Here is a 20,935-nt window from a genome sequence, read left to right as displayed (position 1 = left end):
CCGTGAACGTCCCCGGGCGAACCGGGGCGACCGAGCGTGAACGTCCCCGGGCGAACGGGGGCGACCGAGCGTGAACGTCCCCGGGCGAACGGGGGCGACCGATCCGGCCGGGAGGAGAGCGGTTCCGCCACACCAGAGCGACACGGCCGCGGACCCGCGAGCGGGACGCGGCCCACAGACCCGGGAGGCACCGTGTCCATCAGCCAGGCACCCGTACAGCTGATCGATCATCTCGGCCGCGAGCACCTGCGCCACGCCCTCGGACGCGACGTCCGCACCGGGATGGCGGCCACGCCCAAGTGGTTACCGCCCAAGTGGTTCTACGACGAGGCCGGCAGCGAGCTCTTCTCCAGGATCACCCGGTTGCCGGAGTACTACCCCACCCGCCGCGAGGTGGCCATCCTGCGCAGGCAGGCGCTCGACATCGCCGTGCGCAGCGGCGCCGACACCCTGGTCGAGCTCGGCTCGGGGACCGGGGAGAAGACCGTGCTGCTGCTGGACGCCCTCTCGGCCAGGGGCACGCTGCGCGCCTACACGCCGGTGGACGTCGACGCGGTGACCCTGGGCGACGCGGCGCGGCGGTTCGCCTCCCGCTACCGGGGCCTGGTCGTGCGGGCGGTCTGCGCCGACTTCGAGACGCACCTGGCGCTGCTGCCCCGGACGGGACGGCGGATGGTGGCCTTTCTCGGCGGCACCGTCGGCAACCTCGCCCCGGAGCCGCGCGGGGCTTTCCTGAGGGCCCTGCGCGCCACGCTCTGCCCCGGCGACACCCTCCTGCTCGGCGCCGACCTGGTCAAGGACCCCCGGCGGCTGGTCGCGGCGTACGACGACACCGCGGGGGTGACCGCGGCCTTCAACCGGAACGTCCTGCGCGTGATCAACAGGGAGCTGGGCGCCGGCTTCGAGCCGGAGGCCTTCGAGCACGTCGCGCTCTACGACGAGCGGCGGGAGTGGGTCGAGATGCGGCTGCGCGCGAGCCGCGCCATGCGCGTGCCGATCGCCGCCCTCGGCCTGCGGGTCTCCTTCGCGGCCGGGGAGGAGATGCGCACCGAGATCAGCGCGAAGTTCCGTCTCGGCGGCCTGCGGCGGGAGCTCACCGCGGCCGGGTTCCGGATGGAGTGCCACTACACCGACCCGACCGGCGACTTCGCCCTCGTCCTGGCCCGCGCCTGACCGGGGCGCCGTCCCGACGCGGACGTCCGGCGCCTGGCCCGACGCCGGGCATCGGACGTCGGGCGTCAGGCGTCAGGCGTCGGGCGTCGGGCGTCGGGCGTCGGGCGTCAGGCGAGGGAGCGGATCGGCCGGGCGGTCCGCCGCCAGGCCGCGTCGACGGCCTCGGGCGACAGGATGTGGTCCAGGACCATGTGGGCGCAGCCGACGATCCCGGCCTCCGGGCCCAGGCGGCTGCGCTCGATGCGCAGGTTGCGGGTGGCCAGGGCGGTCGAGCGGCGGTGGACCACCTCGCGGACCCCCGACACCAGTGGCTGGAAGGTCTCGGCCACGTCGCCGCCCAGGACGACCACGGAGGGGTTGAGCAGGTTGACCGCGCTGGCGACGACCTCCCCGAGCATCCGGGCGGCGTTGCGCACCACGGTCATCGTCTGGGCGTCGCCCGACCGGACCAGGCCGACCACGTCGTCGAGGGTCCTGACCTCGTACCCCAGGGCGCGCAGGTCGCGCAGGATCGCGGTACCGCTGGCGACCGAGTCGACGCAGTCGATGTTGCCGCAGCGGCAGAGCACTCCCCCGCCGTCGCGGACCGGGATGTGCCCGATCTCCCCGGCGGCGCCCAGCGCGCCGCGCAGGATCTCGCCGCCGGCGATGACGCCGGAGCCGATCCGGGTGGAGACCTTGATGAACAGCAGGTCGTCGGCCTGGCCGGCGTAGACCTCGCGGTGCTCGCCGATCGCGATGACGTTCACGTCGTTGTCGAGGAAGACCGGGACGGGGAAGCGCTCGGCGATGATCGGCGGGACGGCCACACCGGTCCAGCTCGCCATGATCCGGGTGCTCTCGGTGCGGCCGGCCGCGAACTCCACGGTGGCCGGGACGCCCAGGCCGACGCCGCGGACCGGTGCGTCCGGACGGTCGTCCAGCAGTTCGCTCCAGGTCCGCATGACCAGGGGGAGGACGACGTCGGGGCCCTCCTCCACGTCCACCGCGAGCCCGGCGGAGGCCAGCACCCGGCCGCCGAGGTCACAGACCGCGATCTGGGCGCGGCTGGCCCCCAGGGAGCCGACCAGCACGACCCCGCCGGAGGCGTTGAAGGCCAGGCGGGTCGGCGGGCGGCCTCCGGTGGAGGGGCCCTCGCTGTCCTCCACCACCAGGTTCCGCTCGATCAGCTCGGTCACGCGCAGCGACACGGCGGGCCGGGACAGGCCGGTGACCCGCCCTATGTCGGAGCGCGTGACGGCCTCGCCGGAGCGGATGAGGCGCAGCACCTCACCGCTGGTGGCCAGCGCGGCAGCGGGACTTCGAGGCATCGGCCAAGTGAATCACACCCACTTAGTAAATGAAACCTTCGTACTTTCTTATCTCGAATTACAAAACTCCGCTTGCGGAGAGCGCAAGGTCTGGCTACTGTCCGATCTATCCAGATTCCGGTAGATCACCGTGGAGAGCGTCCCCATGTCCGAGACCCCGCGACCCGCAGACCTGATCGTCTTCGGCGGCACAGGTGACCTCCATCACGACCGCGACGGAGGACACCGGATGCACCCCGTGATCCAGGAGGTCACCGACCGCCTGACCGAGCGCAGCCGCCCCAGCCGCACCGCGTACCTGGCCAGGCTGCACGCCGAGGCCGAGGCGGCCCGCCGCCGCGGGCCGGCCAGGGCGAGCCTGGGCTGCGCCAACCTGGCCCACGGCTTCGCCGGGGTCGGCGAGGCCGACAAGCGCGACCTGCGGGCGAACGTCAAGCCGGGCGTGGCGATCGTGTCCAGCTACAACGACATGCTCTCGGCGCACCAGCCGTACGAGGCCTACCCGGCGATCCTCAAGGACGCCGTGCGCCGGGCGGGCGGCGTCGCGCAGTTCGCCGGCGGCGTGCCCGCGATGTGCGACGGCATCACCCAGGGCCGGGCCGGCATGGAGCTGTCGCTCTACAGCCGCGAGGTGATCGCGATGTCCACGGCGATCGCGCTCTCGCACGACATGTTCGACGCCTCCCTCCTGCTCGGCGTCTGCGACAAGATCGTTCCCGGTCTGCTGATCGGCGCCCTGCACTTCGGCCACCTGCCCGCGGTGTTCGTGCCCGCCGGGCCGATGACCTCCGGCCTGCCGAACAAGGTCAAGGCCCGCACCCGGCAGCTCTTCGCCGAGGGCAAGGTCGGCAAGGACGAGCTGCTCGACGCCGAGGCGAGGTCCTACCACTCCCCCGGCACCTGCACCTTCTACGGCACCGCCAACTCCAACCAGGTCATGATCGAGGTCATGGGCCTGCACCTGCCGGGCGCCACGTTCGTCAACCCGCGCACCGAGCTGCGCGAGGCCCTGACCCGGGCGGCGGGCAGGCGGGCGGTCGAGCTGACCGCGCACGGCGACGAGTACACCCCGGTCGGCGAGGTCGTCGACGAGAAGGCGATCGTCAACGCCTGCGTGGCGCTGCTGGCCACCGGCGGCTCCACCAACCACACCATGCACATCGTCGCCATCGCCGCGGCGGCCGGCATCGAGCTGCTCTGGGACGACCTGTCGGCCCTGTCGAAGGCCGTTCCGCTGCTGACCCGCATGTACCCCAACGGCCAGGCCGACGTGAACCACTTCCAGGCCGCGGGCGGCATGCAGGTCCTCATCGCCGAGCTGCTCGACGCCGGTCTGCTCCACGGCGACGTGCTGACGATCGCCGGGCGCGGGCTGGACCACTACCGCTCGGCCGTGGAGCTCAAGGACGGCGAGCTCGTCTGGCAGGAGCGCACCGAGGGCAGCACCGACCCGGACGTGCTGCGGCCGGTCGCCGAGGCGTTCTCCGCCGACGGCGGCATCCACATGCTCGACGGCAACCTGGGCCGCGCGGTCACCAAGGTCTCCGCCGTCAAGGACGAGCACCTCGTCATCGAGGCCCCGGCCAAGGTCTTCGACGACCAGTTGGAGCTGCTGCGCGCCTTCGACGCGGGCGAGCTGGACGGGCAGGACTTCGTGGCGGTCATCCGCTACCAGGGGCCCAGCGCCAACGGCATGCCCGAGCTGCACAAGCTCACCCCGCCGATGGCGGTGCTGCTGGACCGCGGCCAGCGGGTGGCGATCGTCACCGACGGCCGCATGTCCGGCGCGTCCGGCAAGGTCCCGGCCGCCATCCACCTCTCGCCCGAGGCCGCCGACGGCGGCCCGATCGCGCGGGTGATGGACGGCGACCCGATCCGCCTCGACGCCGCCGCCGGCACCCTGGAGCTGCTGGTGCCCGCCGCGGAGCTGGCCGCCCGGCCGACGCTGGGCGCGCCGCTCGACGACGCCCGCTGGGTCGGCACCGGCCGCGAGCTGTTCGGCGCCTTCCGCCGCGCCGCCGGACCGGCCGAGCGCGGCGCGAGCGTCTTCGCCCTGAACGGCCACGCCGAGGCCATGGCGGCCCTGGAGGCCGACCGCCCCGCGACCGTCTCGGGCGCGACCCCATGACCCTCCCCTGGCTCGTCGCCGACATCGGCGGCACCAACGCCCGCTTCGGGCTGATCACCGAACCCGGTGGCCGGCCCGAGGCGGTGGCCGTGCTCGCGGGCGCGGAACACGACGGCCTACCCGGAGCCGTAGCCGCCTATATCGCAGATCATGCGGGCGGAGTTCGGCCGGGAGCCGCGTGCGTCGCGATCGCGGGGCCCGTGGAGGGAGACCGTTACCGGCTCACCAACGCCGGATGGACGGGGTCGGTGCGTGACCTGGGCATCCCCCACGCCTGGCTGCTCAACGACTTCGAGGCCCTGGCCGCGTCCCTGCCGTACCTGGGCGGCGAGGACCTGGCCGGCCTGGGCGGCCCGGAACCCGGCGACGGCGTCAAGGCGGTGCTCGGGCCCGGGACGGGGCTCGGCGTGGGCGGCCTGGTGCCCTCGGCCGGAGGCTGGGTGCCGATCCCCGGGGAGGGCGGGCACGTCAGCGCGCCGGTCCTGGACGAGCGCGACCACGAGATCGTCCGTGCCCTGCGCGCGGACGGCCTGGAGCACGTGGTCGCCGAGCACCTGCTGTCCGGCCCCGGCCTGTCCCGGCTGCACCGGGGGCTGGCGCTGGTGCGCGGGACGGGCGCGCCCCGGCTGACGGCCGCCGAGATCGTCGCCCGGACGGACGACTCGCTCTGCGCCGAGACCGTCGAGGTCTTCTGCGCGATGCTCGGCACCTTCGCCGGGAACGTCGCCCTGACCCTGGGCGCCAGGGGCGGCGTCTACCTGGGCGGCGGGGTGCTGCCGCGTATCGTGGACCGGGTCCGCTCCAGCGACTTCCGCCGCCGGTTCGAGGCGACCCCCACCCTGAACGACTACCTCTCCGGCATCGCCACGACGCTGATCGTGGCCCCCCAGCCCGCCCTGGCCGGCGCGGCGGCGTGGCTGGACCAACGCCTGTCAGACATGGAGTACGCATGAGCCTGCTCGACATCGCCCCCGTCGTCCCGGTCGTCGTCATCGACGACGTGGAGACCGCGGTCCCCCTGGCCCGTGCCCTGGTGGCGGGCGGCCTGCCGGTCATCGAGGTCACCCTGCGCACCGACGCGGCGCTGGAGGCGATCGGGCGCATCGCCGCCGAGGTCCCCGACGCGGTGATCGGCGCGGGCACGATCCGCACCGCGGCCGACGTGGCCGCCGCCGTGTCGGCCGGTTCCCGCTTCCTGGTCAGCCCGGGGACCACCCCCGGCCTGGTCGACGCCATGGAGTCCTGCGGGGTGCCGTTCCTGCCGGGCGTGGCGACCGCCTCCGAGGCCATGGCGCTGGCCGACCGGGGGGTGAGCGAGATGAAGTTCTTCCCCGCCGAGGCGGCCGGCGGCCTGCCGTACCTCAAGGCGCTCGGCGGGCCGCTGCCGCACATCAGGTTCTGCCCGACGGGCGGCATCAGGCCCGACACCGCCTCCGCCTACCTGGCGCTGGCGAACGTCGGCTGCGTCGGGGGGACCTGGCTCACCCCGGCCGACGCGCTCGCCTCGGGCGACTACGCCCGCGTCGAGAAGCTGGCCGCCGAGGCCGCCGCCCTGCGCTAGCCGCTCCCCCGCCCTTCCCTCCTCCGTTCCCACCCCGGACCCCGTTCCCACCCCGGACCCCGTGCCGGACCACGGTCCCCGTGGGCGTGCCTGTCCTCCCTTGGCCCGCTCGCGGCCATGAGTCACCGTGACCCGGTGAGCAGCTCATGGATCCGGCCCGCGGCCGCCCCACCCGGCGGTCGCGGGCCGCCCTCCTTCCCCCCGCGGCTCCCATGCCTCCCGCCCTCCGCGGCTCCCCGCCGGCCCCTCACGGCCCCCGGCGTTCACCGCCGCCGCCGGGCGGGCTGAACCCGGCGCGGGCCCCGCGCGTATCTCGCGGCGAAAGGCACTCCCTCACAGAGGAGCCATGCATGCGAGTACGCATCGTCACGATCTGCGCCACGGTCCTGGTCATGGGCGTCGCCGGTACGGCGTCGGCCGGGGCAGGGCAGGCGCAGGACGGAGCGAGACAGACACCGGCCAAGGCCGGCGCGGCGAAGGCCGACGCGGGGCGGGCCACGGCCGGAACCGGCCGGACGGAGGTCGGCGCGGCGCTCACGCGGAGCCGTTTCTCCGTCACCAACCTCGTCTCGGACGTCGGCGGACGGGCCGCGATCACCGACGCCACCCTGGTCAACCCGTGGGGCCTGGCGATGGGCAAGACCCTGTGGGTCTCGGCCACCGGCACCGGGCTGGCCACCGTCTACTCCGGCGGCGCCGGCGGCGTGAGGCAGGAGAAGACCCGGGTCCGCGTCCCCGGTGGCAGGCCCACCGGACAGGTCGTCAACACGGGCGAGGAGTTCGTCGTCAAGGGCCCGGGCGGCTCGGGACCGGCGACCTTCATCTTCGCCAGCCCCAGCGGCGCGATCACCGGCTGGAACGCCGAGGCCGACCCCGACGACGCGATCATCGGCGCGTTCGTCAAGGGCGCCGACTTCAAGGGGCTGGCCCTGGCCCGGACCGACCGGGGAGCGATGCTGCTGGCCGCCGACTTCGCCGGCGACCGGGTGCACGTCTTCGACGGCGACTTCGACCGGATCCCGATGGGCCGCGACGCGTTCCGCGACCCCGGACTTCCCGAGGACTACGCCCCGTTCAACGTGGAGGTCGTGGGCCGTTCGATCCTCGTGGCGTACGCCAAGCGCGACCCAGGGACCGGCAAGTCGGTGGCCGGGCGGGGCAAGGGGTTCGTCAGCCAGTTCAACGGCTCGGGCCGGTTCGTCGGCCGTTTCGCCGCGCGCGGGGCCCTCAACGCGCCCTGGGCGATGACGCTGGCCCCGAAGGGCTTCGGCGCCCACTCCGGGGCGCTGCTCGTGGGCAACTTCGGCGACGGCCGGATCAACGCCTACGACCCGCGCAACGGCCGCCCGCTCGGCCCGCTGCGCTCCGCCGACGGCAGGCCCGTCACGCTGGGCGGCCTGTGGGACCTGGAGCCGGGCACCGCGGCCGTCGGCGGCACGAACGCGCTCTGGTTCAGCGCGGGCAGCGACGGCGGCACGCACGGCCTGCTCGGCCTGATCAGGCCCGCCGGCGCCGGTGGCTCCTCGTCCCCGCCCAACGCCTCGCCGTCGCCGGCGTCCTCGCACCCGAGCTCCCACAACTCCGGCAACTCCAACACCTCCGGTGGTTCGAACAACTCGGGTGGTCGCGGTGACTCCGGCGGTTCCGGGTACGGCTACTGACCGACCGCGGACGGGCGCGAGCGCCCGATACCTGCCCGGCGGCGCCGGCACCCCCGCACCACGGATCCGCGAGACCCGGCCCCAGGGCCGGTCCGCGGGCCCCTCGGCGGGGTGCCGGCGCCGCGGCGCGTTTCCGGGCCCGAAGCCCTCGATGACCACGCCGGTGCCTGGTTTCCTTTAACCTTGAACCAGCGAGGGGAGTACTTCCCAAGAATCGGCCCGGTCAGTACGGACGTTCTACAACGTCCCCGGACGGTCGCCCGCGACGATGCGGGTGAAGGAGACCTCGGATGACGAGCGCATTCGAGGTGCGAGCATGACCGCCGACCGTCCCTCCCCGCTTCCGGGCGCCGCCTGCCCGGTGCTTCCCCCGGCCCGGCGCCGCGTCTCCCCGCGGCGTGTCCGTGTCCGCCACTGGAAGGGCGCCCGAAGCGTGACGAGCGAAACTCCCCATCTCCGTGAGGTGCACGTGATGGCCACCACACCGGCAGGCCGGCCCCCGGACGGGGAGCTGCACTACCCGGCGGGGTCGCTGGTGCTCCTCGCGGGCATCCCGGGGGCGGGCAAGAGCACCCTGCTCGACCGGCTGTACGGGCTCAGCGGCGACGAGAGCGAGCCGGTGCGGGCGGGTGAGGCCCGGGTCATCGACTCGCGCCAGTCACGCAAGTGGTGGGACCGCTACCTGGGCCCGCTCCCCCCCAGGGCCCGCGTCCCGATCGTGCACACCACCCACGTGGTGCGGATCGCCCGCGCCCTGCTCGGCGGGCACGGCGTCGTGGCGCACACCCGCGGCACCTGGCCGCACATCCTGTACGGCTTCGCCTGGCTGGCCCGCAGGGTCGGCGGCGAGGTCCACCTGATCCTGCTCGACGTGGATCCGGCGACGGCCAGGGCGGGGCAGCTCGCCCGTGGCCGGGTCGTCACGGACGCGACCTTCGCCCGGCACTGCCGCCGCTGGCGGGTGCTCATGGACCAGGCCCGCGACGGCGCGGTCCCGCCGGCGGCCGGTGTGACCGTCCTGGGCCGCCCGGATGCGGATATGCTCCGGGCGATCCGCTTCGACGAGCGGCCCCCCGCCTCGCGGGACCGCTGAGTCGTCCACATACGATTCTGCGCCCCGCCGTCCCGGGGGACGGCAGAACGACCGGGAGGAGACCACATGATCGACGTAACGGCTCTCGCCGAGGAGCACCTCTCCCTGGCACGGCAGAGCGCGCACGGCCGTAGCGCCCACACCTACCTCGACGAGGGCACGCTCCGTCAGGCGGTCATCGCGCTGACCGCGGGCACCGCCCTCGGCGAGCACGACGCCCCGCCGGCCGCGAGCCTGCACGTCCTGTCGGGACGGGTGCGGCTCGTCGACGGCGTGCCGGCCGACGGCTCCGGCCGGGAGGCCGGTCAGGGGACCGCGCTCGGCGCGGGGCAGGCCGCCCCGATCCCGCAGCGACGGCACTCGCTGGAGGCCGACGAGGACTCCGTGGTCATCCTCACCAGCGTCGTCAACATCACCGTCTGACGTCGCCGGCGGGCCTCACCGCCCGCCGTCCCCGGCCGGTCTCACCGCCCGACCGGCGCCACCCGGCCTCACCGTCCCCGCCCGTCGTCAGGCGGGCGGGGACCCGGGGCGGGGCGGGTCGTCCTCGGCGGGCTCGGCCGCCCCGGGGGGAACACCTCGACCGAGGTCTTGCGGATGTGGTCGTAGACCAGCGAGGTGCGCACGTCGGCGATGTTGCGGTGCCGGGAGACGTGGTCGAGGACGAAGTCGCGCAGGTGCCCGGTGTCGCGCACGGCCACCTGGACGATGAAGTCGTCGCCGCCGGAGACCACGAAGACCGCGAGGGTCTCCGGAAGCGCGGTGACGTGGTCGCGGAAGGCCTCCACCGCCTCGCGGACCTTGGGGTGCAGCCGGACGTTGATCAGAGCCTGGACCGGCCGGCCGATGGCGGCGAGGTCGACCTCGGCGTGGAAACCCTCGATCACCCCCCTGGCCCGCAGCGACCGGACCCGCTCCAGGCAGGTCGAGGGCGCGATGCCGATCCGCTCGGCCAGCTCGCGGTTGGTCTGACGGCCGTCGCGCTGCAGCTCGGCCAGAATGGCCGTGTCACATTCGTCCACGAGCCCATCTTCCCAGAAATTCCTGAACTTAATTCGGAATGACCTCGATCGAGTTGTGAGAGGTACGGAAGAGCTGCGACTGTCCTCTCAGAAGTTCGGAGAGAGGATGACGAGGATGAGTGTGGGGACGACCGCTCCGGCCGGCTGGGCCGGCGATCTCGAACGCCGGACCGACCTGCCCACCCGGAGGCTTCCGGTGAAGTGGGTCATCGTGATCGACCAGGATCTGCCGCGTGGCCTGCAGGCCAACGCCGCCGCCTGCCTGGCCGCGTCCACCGGACGGGCCGTGCCGGCGATCCTGGGCCCGGACGGCGGTGACGCCTCGGGCCGCGCCCACGCCGGCCTGCCGTGGATCGGGTGCACGGTGCTGGCCGCCCCCGCCGGGGAGATCCGCAGGATCCGCGACGACGCGGCCGAGGAGGCGGAGCTCTTCGTCACCGACATGGCGGCCATCGCGCAGCGGACCAACGTCTACGACGAGTACCTGGCCGGGCTGGCCCGTACCGGCGGCGCGGATCTCACCTACTACGCGGTCGGCCTGCTGGGCCCCCGGGCGACCGTGGAACGCCTCACCGGCCGGCTCCCCCTGCTGCGTTAGGACCCCGCACGACACAGGAGTGGATCGGTACCGGCCGGAGATGCCTTCGGGGAACCAGTGGTTTCCGGTGCGAGTCCCGATCGGCAGGACGCCGCCGATGGGGGCCGAGGGGGCAGGCGGATCACTCCACCGTCGCCGGCGAGGTCGCCGACGGCGTGACCGAGCGGCGGAACCGGCCGCCGGGCGCGGCCTGCCCGGCCGTCCTCACCGGCTCAGTTGTACGCCTGGCGGTGGCGGCGCGCCTTCTCGCGGTTCCCGCAGACGCTCATGCTGCACCAGCGGCGGCGCCCGCCCCGCGAGGAGTCCAGGAACAACCAGCCGCATCGCCCGCAGGCCCTGACCCGGTCGTGCGGCAGGGTGAACACCGCCTGGACCACCAGCAACGACAGTGCCGCGGGAATCGCCCCGGGCGCCGCCCAGTCGGCGGTGTAGCGGTCGAGCGCGGGATTCATCTGCCGGACCCGCCCGGCCCGCATCCCCTTCCCGGCCCGCTGCAGGAGCGCCCCGAAGGGCGCGGCCGGCACCGCCTCGCCGCCGGTGATCGCTCCGAACACGGCCCACGCCTGCTCGCGGACGGCCCGGACCTCCGGTACGAGGCCGTCCGCGGACGCCTCCGTCAAGGAGGGCGGCTCCTCGAACAGCCCGGCGGACGCGCACCAGGTCAGGACGTCCGCGGGGGTGCTCAGCAGATCGGCGTCCTCGGCCGGGAGCGCGCGGTCGAAGACGGTGTTCACGAGGTCCAGGACCGGATGACCGCCGATGAAGTGGGCGTCCATCCAGGGCGGCCGGACACGGGAGGTCAAAGTAACCATTGTACTGAGTCTATATGGTTTGAGCCGTTGGCCGGAGCCGGCCCGCCGCACGGCCCGGGACGAGCGGATCACCGCGCGACCCCGGCCGCGTGGATCACCGCGCGGCCCGGACGGGGCGGATCACCGCGCGGTCCGGGCCGGGCGATCGCCGGCGTGGCGTGGGGCCACCGCGCGGGGCGGCGGTCACGTGCCCTGCGCGGCCTCTCCCCTGAAACGCCCGCGCAGGAGGACGGTCACGACGATCGCCACGGCGGCGAACCCGACCGAGCACCACAGGGCCCAGCGCCAGCCCTCCAGCAGGGCGCCGGATCCGGCGAGGTCTCCGGCGAAGTGGGCGGCCACCGACGTCACGACTCCCACGCCCACGGCCAGCCCGAGCTGCTGCGAGGCGTTGATGAGCGCGCCGGCCGTGGCCCGCCGCCCCTCGTCGGCGCCGTTCGTGCCGGCGATGCTCGTCGTGATCAGGGCGAGGATGTGACCGAAGGCGTTCACCGAGGTGCCGATCAGGACGAGGGTGAGCCCGTGTCCCTCCGGCAGGCCCACCATGACCACGATGCCGATCGTCTCGATGACGATTCCGCAGAGGAGGACGCGGTACAGCCCGAAGCGCTCGACGAGCTTTCCCGCGTAGATCCCGGTGACGACCGCGATCGCGCCCGAGAGGGCGAAGGCCAGGCCGGTCGCGAGCGCGCCCAGGCCGAGGTGTGTCTGCAGGTAGAGGGTGAGGATGAACAGCATCCCACCGTAGGAGCAGATCAGCAGGACGGTGACCAGGTTGGCCGCGCCGATGGCGGCCGTGCGGAAGATGGAGATCGGCACCAGGGCATCGGCCTTGCGGGACTCCACCCAGACGAACAGGGCGACGGCCGGCAGCGCGATCCCGGCGGAGAGCAGGATCGGGGCCGACGTCCAGCCGTACTTCTCCCCTTCGGTCAGGGCGAACACCAGGGCGACCATGCCCGTCGTCGCCAGCGCGACGCCGACGAGGTCGAGGTTGCGGGACGCGCCCGTGTCCCGGCTCTCGTCGAGGTGGATCCTCGCGAGCAGGCAGCCGATCACGGCGATCGGCACGTTGATCAGGAAGACGGACCTCCACCCGGCGTACTCGGTGAGGACACCTCCGAGCACCATGCCGGAGACGAACCCCGCCGACAGCGCCGCCCCGTAGACGCCGAGGGCGCGTTCGCGTTGCGGCCCCTCGGGGATGGCCGCCTGGAGCAGCCCCAGGCCCGCCGGGGCGATGAACGCGGCGGCGACCCCCTGCAGGGCGCGGCCCGCGATGAGCGAGGCCGGTGACCAGGCCAGGCCCGCGAGGAGCGAGGCGAGGGCGAAGCCGACCAGGCTCCAGATGAACACGCGCTTCCTTCCGAAGAGATCGGCGACCCTTCCCCCGAGGAGGAGGAAGCCGCAGAAGGTGAGCGGGTAGGCGGACAGCACCCAGGCGATGTCGCCCCCGGAGCCGAAGTCCAGGCCCTCGCGGATGCTCGGGGCGGCGACGTTGATGATCGAATAGTCGACGGCGACCAGGAACTGGGTGCCGCAGATCACGGTGAGCTGCCAGAACTGCCGGGACTGAAATTTGTTCTCAGTCCTTCCGGTCGTTTGTGACGATGTCATCCTCATTGCACCTGCCTTTCGCTTCTGCCGACCAGTGGACCGGAGATTCCAGGCAGATGAGGTTGGGCCGGTCCCGGTGCGGTCGCCTCCCTGATCTCGCCCGACCCTACCGAGGCCTCGGCGCGGGCGTAGGGCGTTCCGCGTGACGGGTGGCCCGCGCGGGGGCGCGGATCCGCGGGGGTGTCGGCGGCGAGGAACATCCGGTGGAGCCGTGCCACGGCGCCGAGCACGTCGCGTTCGGCGCAGGTGACGGAGATCCGCCGGGCGCGGACCGTCATGTCCCCCACCGTGACGCCGTGGGCCCTGAGCGCGTCCGGCAGGAGTCGCACCTGGGGGTGGTGGGCGTGGAACCCGCGGCCCACCAGCGACACCTTCCCCAGGGGGCCGGACCAGTGGCACCCGTCGAAGGCGCCGGCCGCGCGCAGGCCGGAGAGCACCGGGTCGACCCGTTCCCGGTCGGCGGCCTTCACGGTGAACCGCAGGGAGCGGCCGCCGGTGGCGGGGTCGCCGGTGACGGGGTCGCCGGTGACGGGGTCGCCGGTGACGGGGTCGCCGGTGACGGGCTCGTCGGCGGCGGGGTCGTCGAGCATGTCCACGGGCAGCGGGAGATCGGCCAGCGTGGTGGTGATCGTGGTCAGGGCGGTGGGGTCGACCCCGTCGAGCCGGCAGCGGAGCCGGCCCGTCCGGTGGGCGACGCCGACGGCGGTGAACCGCTCGCCGTCCTGCGGGGCGGCCGGGCGTGAGGCGGTCACCCAGGTGCCGGCCGCCTCGGTCGTGCTGGACCGGATGTGGAGGGGGACCCGGTGGGCGCTGGCGTACTGGACGCTGGAGTGGGCGAGCACGGTGGCGCCGCTCGCGGCCAGCTCGGCCATGTCCTCGTAGGAGAGGTGGTCCAGCTTGCGGGCTTCGGCGACGTGCCGCGGATCGGCGGTGAACACGCCCTCGACGTCGGTGAGTATCTCGCACACCTCGGCCCGTAGCGCCGCGGCCAGGGCGACGGCGGTGGTGTCGGAGCCGCCCCGGCTCAGGGTGGTCAGCTCGCCGTTCTCGGCGGAGATGCCCTGGAAGCCGGTCACCACCGGGACGTAGCCGGTCCGGAGGCATTCGCGGATCAGCTCGGGGTTGACGTTGACGATGCGCGCCTGGCCGTGCACCCCGTCGGTGATGATGCCGCCGTCGCGGGCGTTGAACGAGCGGGCGGGCACGCCCAGTTCGTGCAGCGCCATGGCGAGCGCGGCCGCCGAGGCCTGTTCACCGGTACTGAGCAGGATGTCCAGTTCCCGGGCGTGTGGGTTGTCGGTGAGGTCGCGTGCCAGTTCGAGCATGGCGTCGGTGGTGTCGCCCATCGCGGACACCACGGCGACCACGGATCCGTTCGCGGCGGCTATGCGCTGCGCTGCGTGACTGATCTTGCTCACGTCACCCAGTGATGTTCCGCCGTACTTCTGTACCACCAGGTTCATCGTTCACTCCTGCGCCACATCGTTCCTCGAGAGGGGTCCAGGCGTGCCGGGCCGGTCTCTCGGCCCGGCCGGCCGGCGCGCGACGCGTCGCCCAGGCTCCGCGCCGCGCCTCCGGCCTTCCCGCCACGCCTCCCGGCTTTCGCTCCGCGGCTTCCGGCTCTCCCGCCGCGGCTTCCGTCAGCGCGCTTCCAGGCTTTCGCGCCGTAGCCGGAACGGCGTGCCGAGCCGTACCGATTCGGCCGCCGCCCACCTGTAGTAGAGCTGCGCGTCGTTGTCGGCGCACATGCCCGCGGCCCCGTGGACCTGCATGGTCCGCGTCGTGACGGTCCGGGCCAGGTCCGAGGCCGCCGCGAGGTTGGCCGCCGCGTGCGCGGCCGCGTCGCGGTCGTGCACCAGCAGGCGCGTCGCGTCGATGTGCATCGACAGCTCGCTGAGCCGGAAGGCCAGGGCCTGGAACTTGCCGATGGGCTGGCCGAACTGGCGGCGCGTCCTGGCGTACTCGACGGCGTGGTCGAGGGCCGCCTGGGCCAGGCCCACCAGGTACGCCGCCTGGCGCACGCGCGCGCCGGCCAGCGCCGCCTCCCACCCGGTGGAGGAGTCGGCCCAGGCGACCGCGGGCGTTCCCTCGAACTCGACCTGGTACGCCTCGCCCCGGCTCGTCTCCTCGTGGCGCCGCGTCGTGATCGACGGATGATCGGCGCGCACGAGCGCCAGGCGCGGCCCGGAGTCGCCGAGCCCGCCCACGACGAAGTGGTCGACCTCCGCCGCGTGCCCGACGAAGGCCCGCCGCGCGGTGATCGCACCGTCCCGGTCGGGCAACGGCTCGTCCGCGACCGCCAGCGCCACCGGCGCCCGGCCGATGTCGCCGTCCCCGAACAGCTCCCGCGCGGTGAGGGTGTCGAGCAGCGGCCCCTGGTACAGCACCGATCCCAGGATCTCGGCCAGCCGCACGGTGCCGGAGGTCTCCAGCGCGCCGAGCCCGACCAGCCCCTCCCACACCATCGCGCGGGTCTCGCGACCGTCGTCGTCGTCCCCGTCCTCCGCGCGGGGCCGATCGGTCATCCGCCGTACCAGCGGCGCCAGGTCCCCGTCGAAGAAGTCGGCGAACGCCGCGGTGCCGTCCGTGGTGCCGTCCGTGGTCTCCTTTGTGGTCTCCGTTGTGGTCATGAGGGCAACCCCAGTTTCGATGTCGCGACGAAGAAGAGCATGATCTCCGAGGAGCCCTGGGCGAGGGTGAGGCCCGGGGCCTCCCGGAACGCGGCGTCGAAGACGCCCTCGGCGAGCGCCTCGGGGTCGCGCGCGTCCAGCAGCGCCCGCGACCCGAGCAGTTCGACCGCCGCCAGCGACACCTCCTTGGCCGTCTCGGACGTGTACCACTTGGCGGTCGCCGAGTGCACCTCGTCGGGCCGCCCCTCGTGCAGGTTGGTGATGCACCGCCAGGCCAGCAGCCGCGCCGCGCGCACCCGCGTCTCCAGCTCGACCAGCCGCTCCTCGCACCCGGGCGGCGCGTGCTCGCGCAGCGCGGCCAGCGTGCGCTCCGCCTTGGCGGAGTGGTCCAGCCCGGTGCGCTCCAGCGGGAGCACCTTGCCCAGCACCTGCCATCCGTCGTCGACCTCGCCCAGCACGTCCTCGGGCCCGATCCGGATGCCGTCGAGCGTCACCAGGTCGAACCGCTCCTCGGACAGGTTCCACACCGGCTCGATGACCGTGCCCACGCTCTGCAGCGGTACCAGGAAGAGCGTGATGCCGGAGAAGTTCACCGGGCCGGTCGACGTGCGGGCCGCGCACAGCGCGAAGTCGCTGTGCTGGGCCTTCATGTTGTAGATCTTCCGGCCGTACAGGCGCCAGCCGTCGCCGTCCGGCTCGGCGCGCGTGGTCAGCGACGCCAGGTCGGATCCGACGTCCGGCTCGCTGAACAGCACGTTGGCCGTGATCTCGCCGCGCGCGAGGCCGGGCAGGAACCGTTCCTTCTGCTCGGGCGTGCCGAACAGGTGGATGGCGTTCCCGACGATGTCGATGCCCAGCGAGTGCACGTTCTCCGGGATGCCGTGGCGGATCATCTCCTCGGTGAGGATCGCCTTCTCCACGATCGTGGCGCCCGTCCCGCCGTAGCGCTCGGGCCAGTTGATCGCGAGCCAGCCGAGCTTGCCCAGCCGCCGGTGCACGTCGAGCAGGCCGCTCTCCTGCCCGTACGGCATCCGCCGGGACCGTGCGATCTCCGCGCTCACCGCGTCCTCGCACAACAGCTTGCACACCTCTTCCCGGAAGCTCTCCTGCTCCGGGGTGAAGGCCGGCATCATCGGACACTCACCTCGCTTAGTCTGTCGCGCATCACGTCCGCGAGAGCGCGGGCGTGTGCTGGTTGGAGCATGGTGTAGTGGTCGCCCGGCACCGTCCGGATCTCGTCGGCGTAGGCACGCCATCTGCCGAGCATCGCGAGGTCCGCGTTCCCGGCGTCCGCGGCGCTGTCGGTGTCCGCGGCGTTGTCGGTGTCCCCGGTGTCCCCGCTGTCCCCGGTGTCCCCGGCCCACAGCAGCACCACCCGGCCGTTCACCCGCGAGGGGCGGAAGGCCAGGAGCCCGCGCACGTTCGCGGCGAACACCGGGAACCGCTCGGCCACCTCGGCGTCGTCCGGCTCCGCGCCCATCGCCGCGACGTCGGCGGCGAACCACGCCCGCAGCTCGTCGTCGCCGGGATCGGACGGTCCGTCCGGGAGGGCGGTGTCGAGCACGAACGTCAGCGCGACGTCGCCGTCCTGGCGCGCCATGTCGAGCGCCACCGCCCCGCCGACCGACCAGCCGCCCAGGTGCAGCGGCCCGCCGGGCTGGACCTCGCGGACCGCGGCCAGGTAGGTGGCCGCGAGGTCGGGCAGCCCCCGGCCCTCGGTCGCGCCGCCGTGCAGGCCCGGGTCCTCCAGCGCGTAGACGGGCCGGTCGCCGCCCAGCAGCGCGGCCAGCGTGACGTAGGGCGCCACCGACCCGCCCGCCGCGTGCACCAGGAACAGCGGCGGCTTCGTGCCCGCGTGGGCGAGCGGCACCAGCGGGGACACCGCGTGCCGATCGGGGCGCGGCCGCCGCTCCTCCGGCGGGGCGGAGGAGGCCCTCCCGGCGAGGGCCTCCTCCCGTCTGCGCCGTAACCTGAGCCGCAGCAGCGCGTCTCGTTTCTCCTCCACGGTGGAGGGGCGCGGAGCACCCATCAGTTCGACTCCCTCAGGAGCCGGTCGAGTTCCTCCTCGGACAGATCGGCGACCTGGGCCTCGAGCTGCGCCACCTCGTCGTCGCCCAGCAGCGCGCGCTGCGCGTCGTCGATCTGGGCGGCGAACTGGCCGAGCAGCGGGTAGCTGAACAGCCGCCGCGGGTCGAGCGTCACCTGGAAGGCGTCACGCACCCGCGAGATCATCTGGGTCACCTGCAGGGAGTTGCCGCCGAGGACGAAGAAGTTGTCCTGGGCGCCGACGCTGCCGGGGTCGAGGCTCAGCAGGCTCTGCCAGATCTCGGCCACCCGCCGCTGCGTCTCGGTGGTCAGCTCGACCTGCGCCACGCCGCCCTCGGGACGAGGGTCGGGCAGCTTCGCGTGGTCCACCTTCCCGGTGGAGGTCAGCGGGAGCGACTCCAGCGGCACGTAGTCGTTGGGCACCATGTGCAGGGGCAGGCGCCCGGCCAGGTGCTCGCGCAGCGCGTCCTGCTCGAACTCGCCGACCACGTAGGCGGCCAGCCACGCCGACGTCGTGTTCGCGTCGCGCACGGTCACGACGCACTGCCGCACGCCCTCGAAGCTCTCGATGGCGTGCTCGATCTCGCCGAGCTCCACGCGCAGCCCGCGCAGCTTCACCTGGCGGTCGGCCCGGCCCAGGAACTCCAGGTTGCCCTCGGTGTTCCAGCGCGCCAGGTCACCGGTGGCGTACATGCGCTCGCCGGGGGTGGCGGAGAACGGGTCGGGCAGGAACTTCTCGGCGGTCTGGTCCGCCCGGCCGAGGTAGCCGACGGCCAGGCCGGCGCCCGCCATGAACAGCTCCCCGGGCACGCCGACCGGCACGGGCCGCAGTCTCTTGTCCAGGACGTAGGCGCGCTGGTTGGACATCGCCCGGCCGATCGGCGGCGTCCCCTCCAGCGGCTCCGGCGGGCACAGGTAGTCCACGCACGTCACGGTGACCTCGGTCGGGCCGTACCCGTTGTGGAACTCGCGTCCCGGCTTGCTCCACCGGTTGACCAGGTCGGGGCCGAAGGGCTCCATGCCGATGAAGCACACCCTCAGGTCGTCCAGGGAGGACGGGTCGAGCAGTCCCAGCACCGCGGGAGGGATGTCCACCATCGTCACCCGCTCGCGGGCCAGCAGCTCCTGCAGCGCCTCCGGGTCGAGCAGCTCCGAGCGCGGCGCGCCCACGATGGTCCCGCCCGCGGTCAGCGTCGAGAAGACGTCCGACACGCTCACGTCGAAGGCGGGGTTGGAGAACTGCAGGATCCGGTCGTCCGGCGTCACCGAGAACATCCGCTGGAAGGTGGTGCAGAAGTTCACCACCGCCCGGTGGGGGACCATGACGCCCTTGGGGGTGCCGGTCGAGCCCGAGGTGTAGATGACGTAGGCGGTGTCCTCGCGGCTCACCTGCGCCGAGGGCGGCGTGGTCTCCCGCTTGTCGAGCGCGTCGGTGTCCAGCAGGATCCGCGCCGTCTCCGCGGGCAGGAGGTCGGCGAGATCCGACGTCGTCACGACCGCCGTCACGTCGGCGTCGCCGAGCTGGTAGGCCAGCCGCTCCGCCGGGTACTGCGGGTCGAGCGGCAGCCACGCCCCGCCCGCCTTGAGCACGCCGAGCTCGGCGGCCGGCAGGTCGAAGCCGCGCTCGACCAGCACCCCGACCACGCTTCCCGGCGCCACCTTGAACTCCTCGACGAGCGCGTGCGCCAGCCGGTTGGACCGCTCGTCCAGTTGCGCGTAGGTGAGGTCCTCCCCGGCGAAACGCATAGCGACCGCGTCGGGGGCCTCGGCCACGCGCGCCGCGACCACCTCGTGCAGCAGGCGCTCGTCGAGCTCACCGGGCTCGGGGTTCCATTCGGTGAGCACGCGCAGGTACTCGTCGTCGGACATGAGGTCCAGCGACTCCACCCGGGCGTCCGGCCTGGACAGCGCGTCGGTCATGACGGTCGTGAAGTGCCGCACCAGGCGCTCGACGCTCTCCTGGTCGAACAGCTCGGAGGAGTACTCGATCCACACGCCCAGGCCGCCGTCCGGCAGGTCGTTGATCTGGAACGTGAGGTCGAACCTGGTCGTCTCCGGTTGCGGGGTCAGCATCTCGACGTCCACGCCGGGCAGGCTCCAGCGCGCGATCATCTGCTCGGGCAGCAGCGTGAACAGGTGCGCGACGATCGGGTTGCGCCCCGGCAGCCGCTCCGGGCTGAGTTCCTCCACCAGCCGGCCGAACGGCACGTCCTGGTGGGCCATCGCCTCGATGATGGTGTCGTTGACGGACCGGGCCAGGTCACGGAAGACCGGGTCGCCCTCGAGGTTGCCGCGGACCACCACCGTGTTGGCGAAGAACCCCATCATGGGCTCGGTCTCCGAGCGCGTCCGCCCCGACAGGACCGATCCGAGCGCGATGTCCTGCTGGCCGGTGTAGCGGTTCAGCACGACCTGGTACCCGGCCATCGTCAGGGCGAGCAGGGAGATCCCCTCGGCCTGGGCCAGCTCGCGGATCCCCCGCGCGAGGTCGTCGGGCAGGCGGGTCTCGTGGATGCGGCCGGCCCCGGTGGGCGCCGACGGGCGCTGGTGGTCGGCGCGCCACTCCAGCGGTTCCATCCCCTCCAGCGTGGAGCGCCAGTAGTCGATCTGCCTGGCCGGGTCCTCACTCAGCAGCCAGAGCCGCTGCCATGCCGCGAAGTCGACGGGCTGGAGGTCCAGCTCGGGGAAGTCCGAGCCGCTCGGGTCGGTGTAGCGGGCGGTCAGCTCCTCGGCGAACTGGCGCGAGGACCATCCGTCGATGACGATGTGGTGCCACACGATGGACAGCACGTGGTCCTCGGGCCCCAGGCGCAGCACGGCGAACCTGTACGGCGGCTTGTTGCGCAGGTCGAACTCCTCGCGCACCTGGGCGTCGATCCACTCCTGGACGGAGTCCTCGGTCCCGTCGGCCACCGGCAGTTCCCACGTCTCGGGCGGCGGGTCGACCACCTGGAACGGCACGCCGTGCTCGTCGCCGAACCGGGTGCGCAGGCTCTCGTGCCGTGCGACGATCCCGCGCAGCGCCTTCGAGAGGGCGTCCATGTCGAGCTTCCCGCGCAGGCGCATCGCGAACGGCACGTTGTAGACCGGTGCCCCCGCGACCATCTGGTGCAGGAACCACAGGAATCGCTGCTGCTCGGCGATGGCCATCTTGTCGGTGCGCGGGACGGCGACGATCCGTTCCCGCTCGGCCTTCTCCGCCACGCGCTGGCGGACCTTCCTCTCCAGCAGGGCACGCCTGATGTCGGCGACGTCACGTCCCTCGGGGGTTGCCATGATCCCTT

General features: G+C 73.2%; 17 protein-coding genes. 8 read left to right on the top strand and 9 right to left on the bottom strand.

The features are described 5' to 3' along the window. Positions 1-198: 198 nt before the first annotated feature. A complete protein-coding gene (egtD, locus tag AB0G16_RS11350) occupies positions 199-1,173 on the top strand; it encodes an L-histidine N(alpha)-methyltransferase (protein ID WP_362802735.1) in 975 nt (324 codons plus the stop codon). Between the two features lie 107 nt (positions 1,174-1,280). On the opposite strand, the gene AB0G16_RS11345 is transcribed toward egtD, so the two are convergent. Then, a complete protein-coding gene (locus AB0G16_RS11345) occupies positions 1,281-2,483 on the bottom strand; it encodes an ROK family protein (protein WP_362802346.1) in 1,203 nt (400 codons plus the stop codon). A gap of 229 nt (positions 2,484-2,712) precedes the next feature. On the opposite strand from AB0G16_RS11345, the gene edd reads away from it, so the two are divergent. The 6 genes from edd (at position 2,713) to AB0G16_RS11315 (ending at position 9,349) form a co-directional block, all read left to right on the top strand. Continuing rightward, positions 2,713-4,611: a phosphogluconate dehydratase gene (gene edd / locus AB0G16_RS11340; RefSeq protein ID WP_362802343.1), complete on the top strand. Its 1,899-nt coding sequence runs from the start codon at positions 2,713-2,715 to the stop codon at positions 4,609-4,611. Then, positions 4,608-5,564, top strand: coding sequence for a glucokinase (locus tag AB0G16_RS11335; protein WP_362802340.1), 957 nt, complete (start codon positions 4,608-4,610; stop codon positions 5,562-5,564). The genes edd and AB0G16_RS11335 overlap by 4 nt, the downstream gene beginning before the upstream one ends. Further along, on the top strand, positions 5,561-6,172 hold the full coding sequence (eda, locus tag AB0G16_RS11330; RefSeq protein ID WP_362802337.1) for a bifunctional 4-hydroxy-2-oxoglutarate aldolase/2-dehydro-3-deoxy-phosphogluconate aldolase: 612 nt from the start codon (positions 5,561-5,563) through the stop codon (positions 6,170-6,172). Before AB0G16_RS11335 ends, eda begins: the two co-directional genes overlap by 4 nt. A gap of 350 nt (positions 6,173-6,522) precedes the next feature. Next, positions 6,523-7,833, top strand: coding sequence for a TIGR03118 family protein (locus AB0G16_RS11325; RefSeq protein WP_362802334.1), 1,311 nt, complete (start codon positions 6,523-6,525; stop codon positions 7,831-7,833). A gap of 472 nt (positions 7,834-8,305) precedes the next feature. Further along, positions 8,306-8,926, top strand: coding sequence for an ATP-binding protein (locus AB0G16_RS11320; protein ID WP_362802331.1), 621 nt, complete (start codon positions 8,306-8,308; stop codon positions 8,924-8,926). Positions 8,927-8,992: 66 nt separating this feature from the next. Then, on the top strand, positions 8,993-9,349 hold the full coding sequence (locus AB0G16_RS11315) for a cupin (RefSeq protein WP_362802328.1): 357 nt from the start codon (positions 8,993-8,995) through the stop codon (positions 9,347-9,349). A gap of 68 nt (positions 9,350-9,417) precedes the next feature. Here AB0G16_RS11315 and AB0G16_RS11310 read toward each other — a convergent pair whose 3' ends face one another. Then, on the bottom strand, positions 9,418-9,948 hold the full coding sequence (locus AB0G16_RS11310; RefSeq protein ID WP_362802325.1) for an Lrp/AsnC family transcriptional regulator: 531 nt from the start codon (positions 9,946-9,948) through the stop codon (positions 9,418-9,420). 115 nt (positions 9,949-10,063) lie between these two features. Between AB0G16_RS11310 and AB0G16_RS11305 the strand changes: the two genes are divergently transcribed. Next, positions 10,064-10,546: a DUF2000 domain-containing protein gene (locus AB0G16_RS11305; RefSeq protein ID WP_362802322.1), complete on the top strand. Its 483-nt coding sequence runs from the start codon at positions 10,064-10,066 to the stop codon at positions 10,544-10,546. A gap of 212 nt (positions 10,547-10,758) precedes the next feature. Here AB0G16_RS11305 and AB0G16_RS11300 read toward each other — a convergent pair whose 3' ends face one another. From AB0G16_RS11300 to AB0G16_RS11270, 7 genes are all read right to left on the bottom strand, one after another. Then, complete coding sequence (locus AB0G16_RS11300) at positions 10,759-11,349, bottom strand: ABATE domain-containing protein (RefSeq protein WP_362802319.1); 591 nt, start codon at positions 11,347-11,349, stop codon at positions 10,759-10,761. A gap of 192 nt (positions 11,350-11,541) precedes the next feature. Continuing rightward, complete coding sequence (locus AB0G16_RS11295) at positions 11,542-12,975, bottom strand: MFS transporter (protein ID WP_362802316.1); 1,434 nt, start codon at positions 12,973-12,975, stop codon at positions 11,542-11,544. A 2-nt stretch (positions 12,976-12,977) separates the two neighbouring features. Further along, positions 12,978-14,438, bottom strand: a complete 1,461-nt coding sequence (locus tag AB0G16_RS11290) for an aspartate kinase (protein WP_362802313.1) — start codon at positions 14,436-14,438, stop codon at positions 12,978-12,980. 177 nt (positions 14,439-14,615) lie between these two features. After that, positions 14,616-15,605, bottom strand: coding sequence for an acyl-CoA dehydrogenase family protein (locus tag AB0G16_RS11285; protein WP_362802310.1), 990 nt, complete (start codon positions 15,603-15,605; stop codon positions 14,616-14,618). Next, on the bottom strand, positions 15,602-16,738 hold the full coding sequence (locus AB0G16_RS11280) for an acyl-CoA dehydrogenase family protein (RefSeq protein ID WP_362802307.1): 1,137 nt from the start codon (positions 16,736-16,738) through the stop codon (positions 15,602-15,604). Before AB0G16_RS11280 ends, AB0G16_RS11285 begins: the two co-directional genes overlap by 4 nt. Beyond that, a complete protein-coding gene (locus AB0G16_RS11275) occupies positions 16,735-17,634 on the bottom strand; it encodes an alpha/beta fold hydrolase (protein WP_362802305.1) in 900 nt (299 codons plus the stop codon). Before AB0G16_RS11275 ends, AB0G16_RS11280 begins: the two co-directional genes overlap by 4 nt. Next, positions 17,634-20,927, bottom strand: a complete 3,294-nt coding sequence (locus AB0G16_RS11270) for an amino acid adenylation domain-containing protein (protein ID WP_362802302.1) — start codon at positions 20,925-20,927, stop codon at positions 17,634-17,636. Before AB0G16_RS11270 ends, AB0G16_RS11275 begins: the two co-directional genes overlap by 1 nt. Between the last annotated feature and the right edge of the window lie 8 nt (positions 20,928-20,935).

Origin of the sequence: Streptosporangium sp. NPDC023615 (genome assembly GCF_040640155.1) — a bacterium.
In the GTDB taxonomy this organism is placed as follows: Bacteria; Actinomycetota; Actinomycetes; order Streptosporangiales; family Streptosporangiaceae; genus Streptosporangium.
This window is presented reverse-complemented; position numbering and strand designations above follow the sequence as displayed.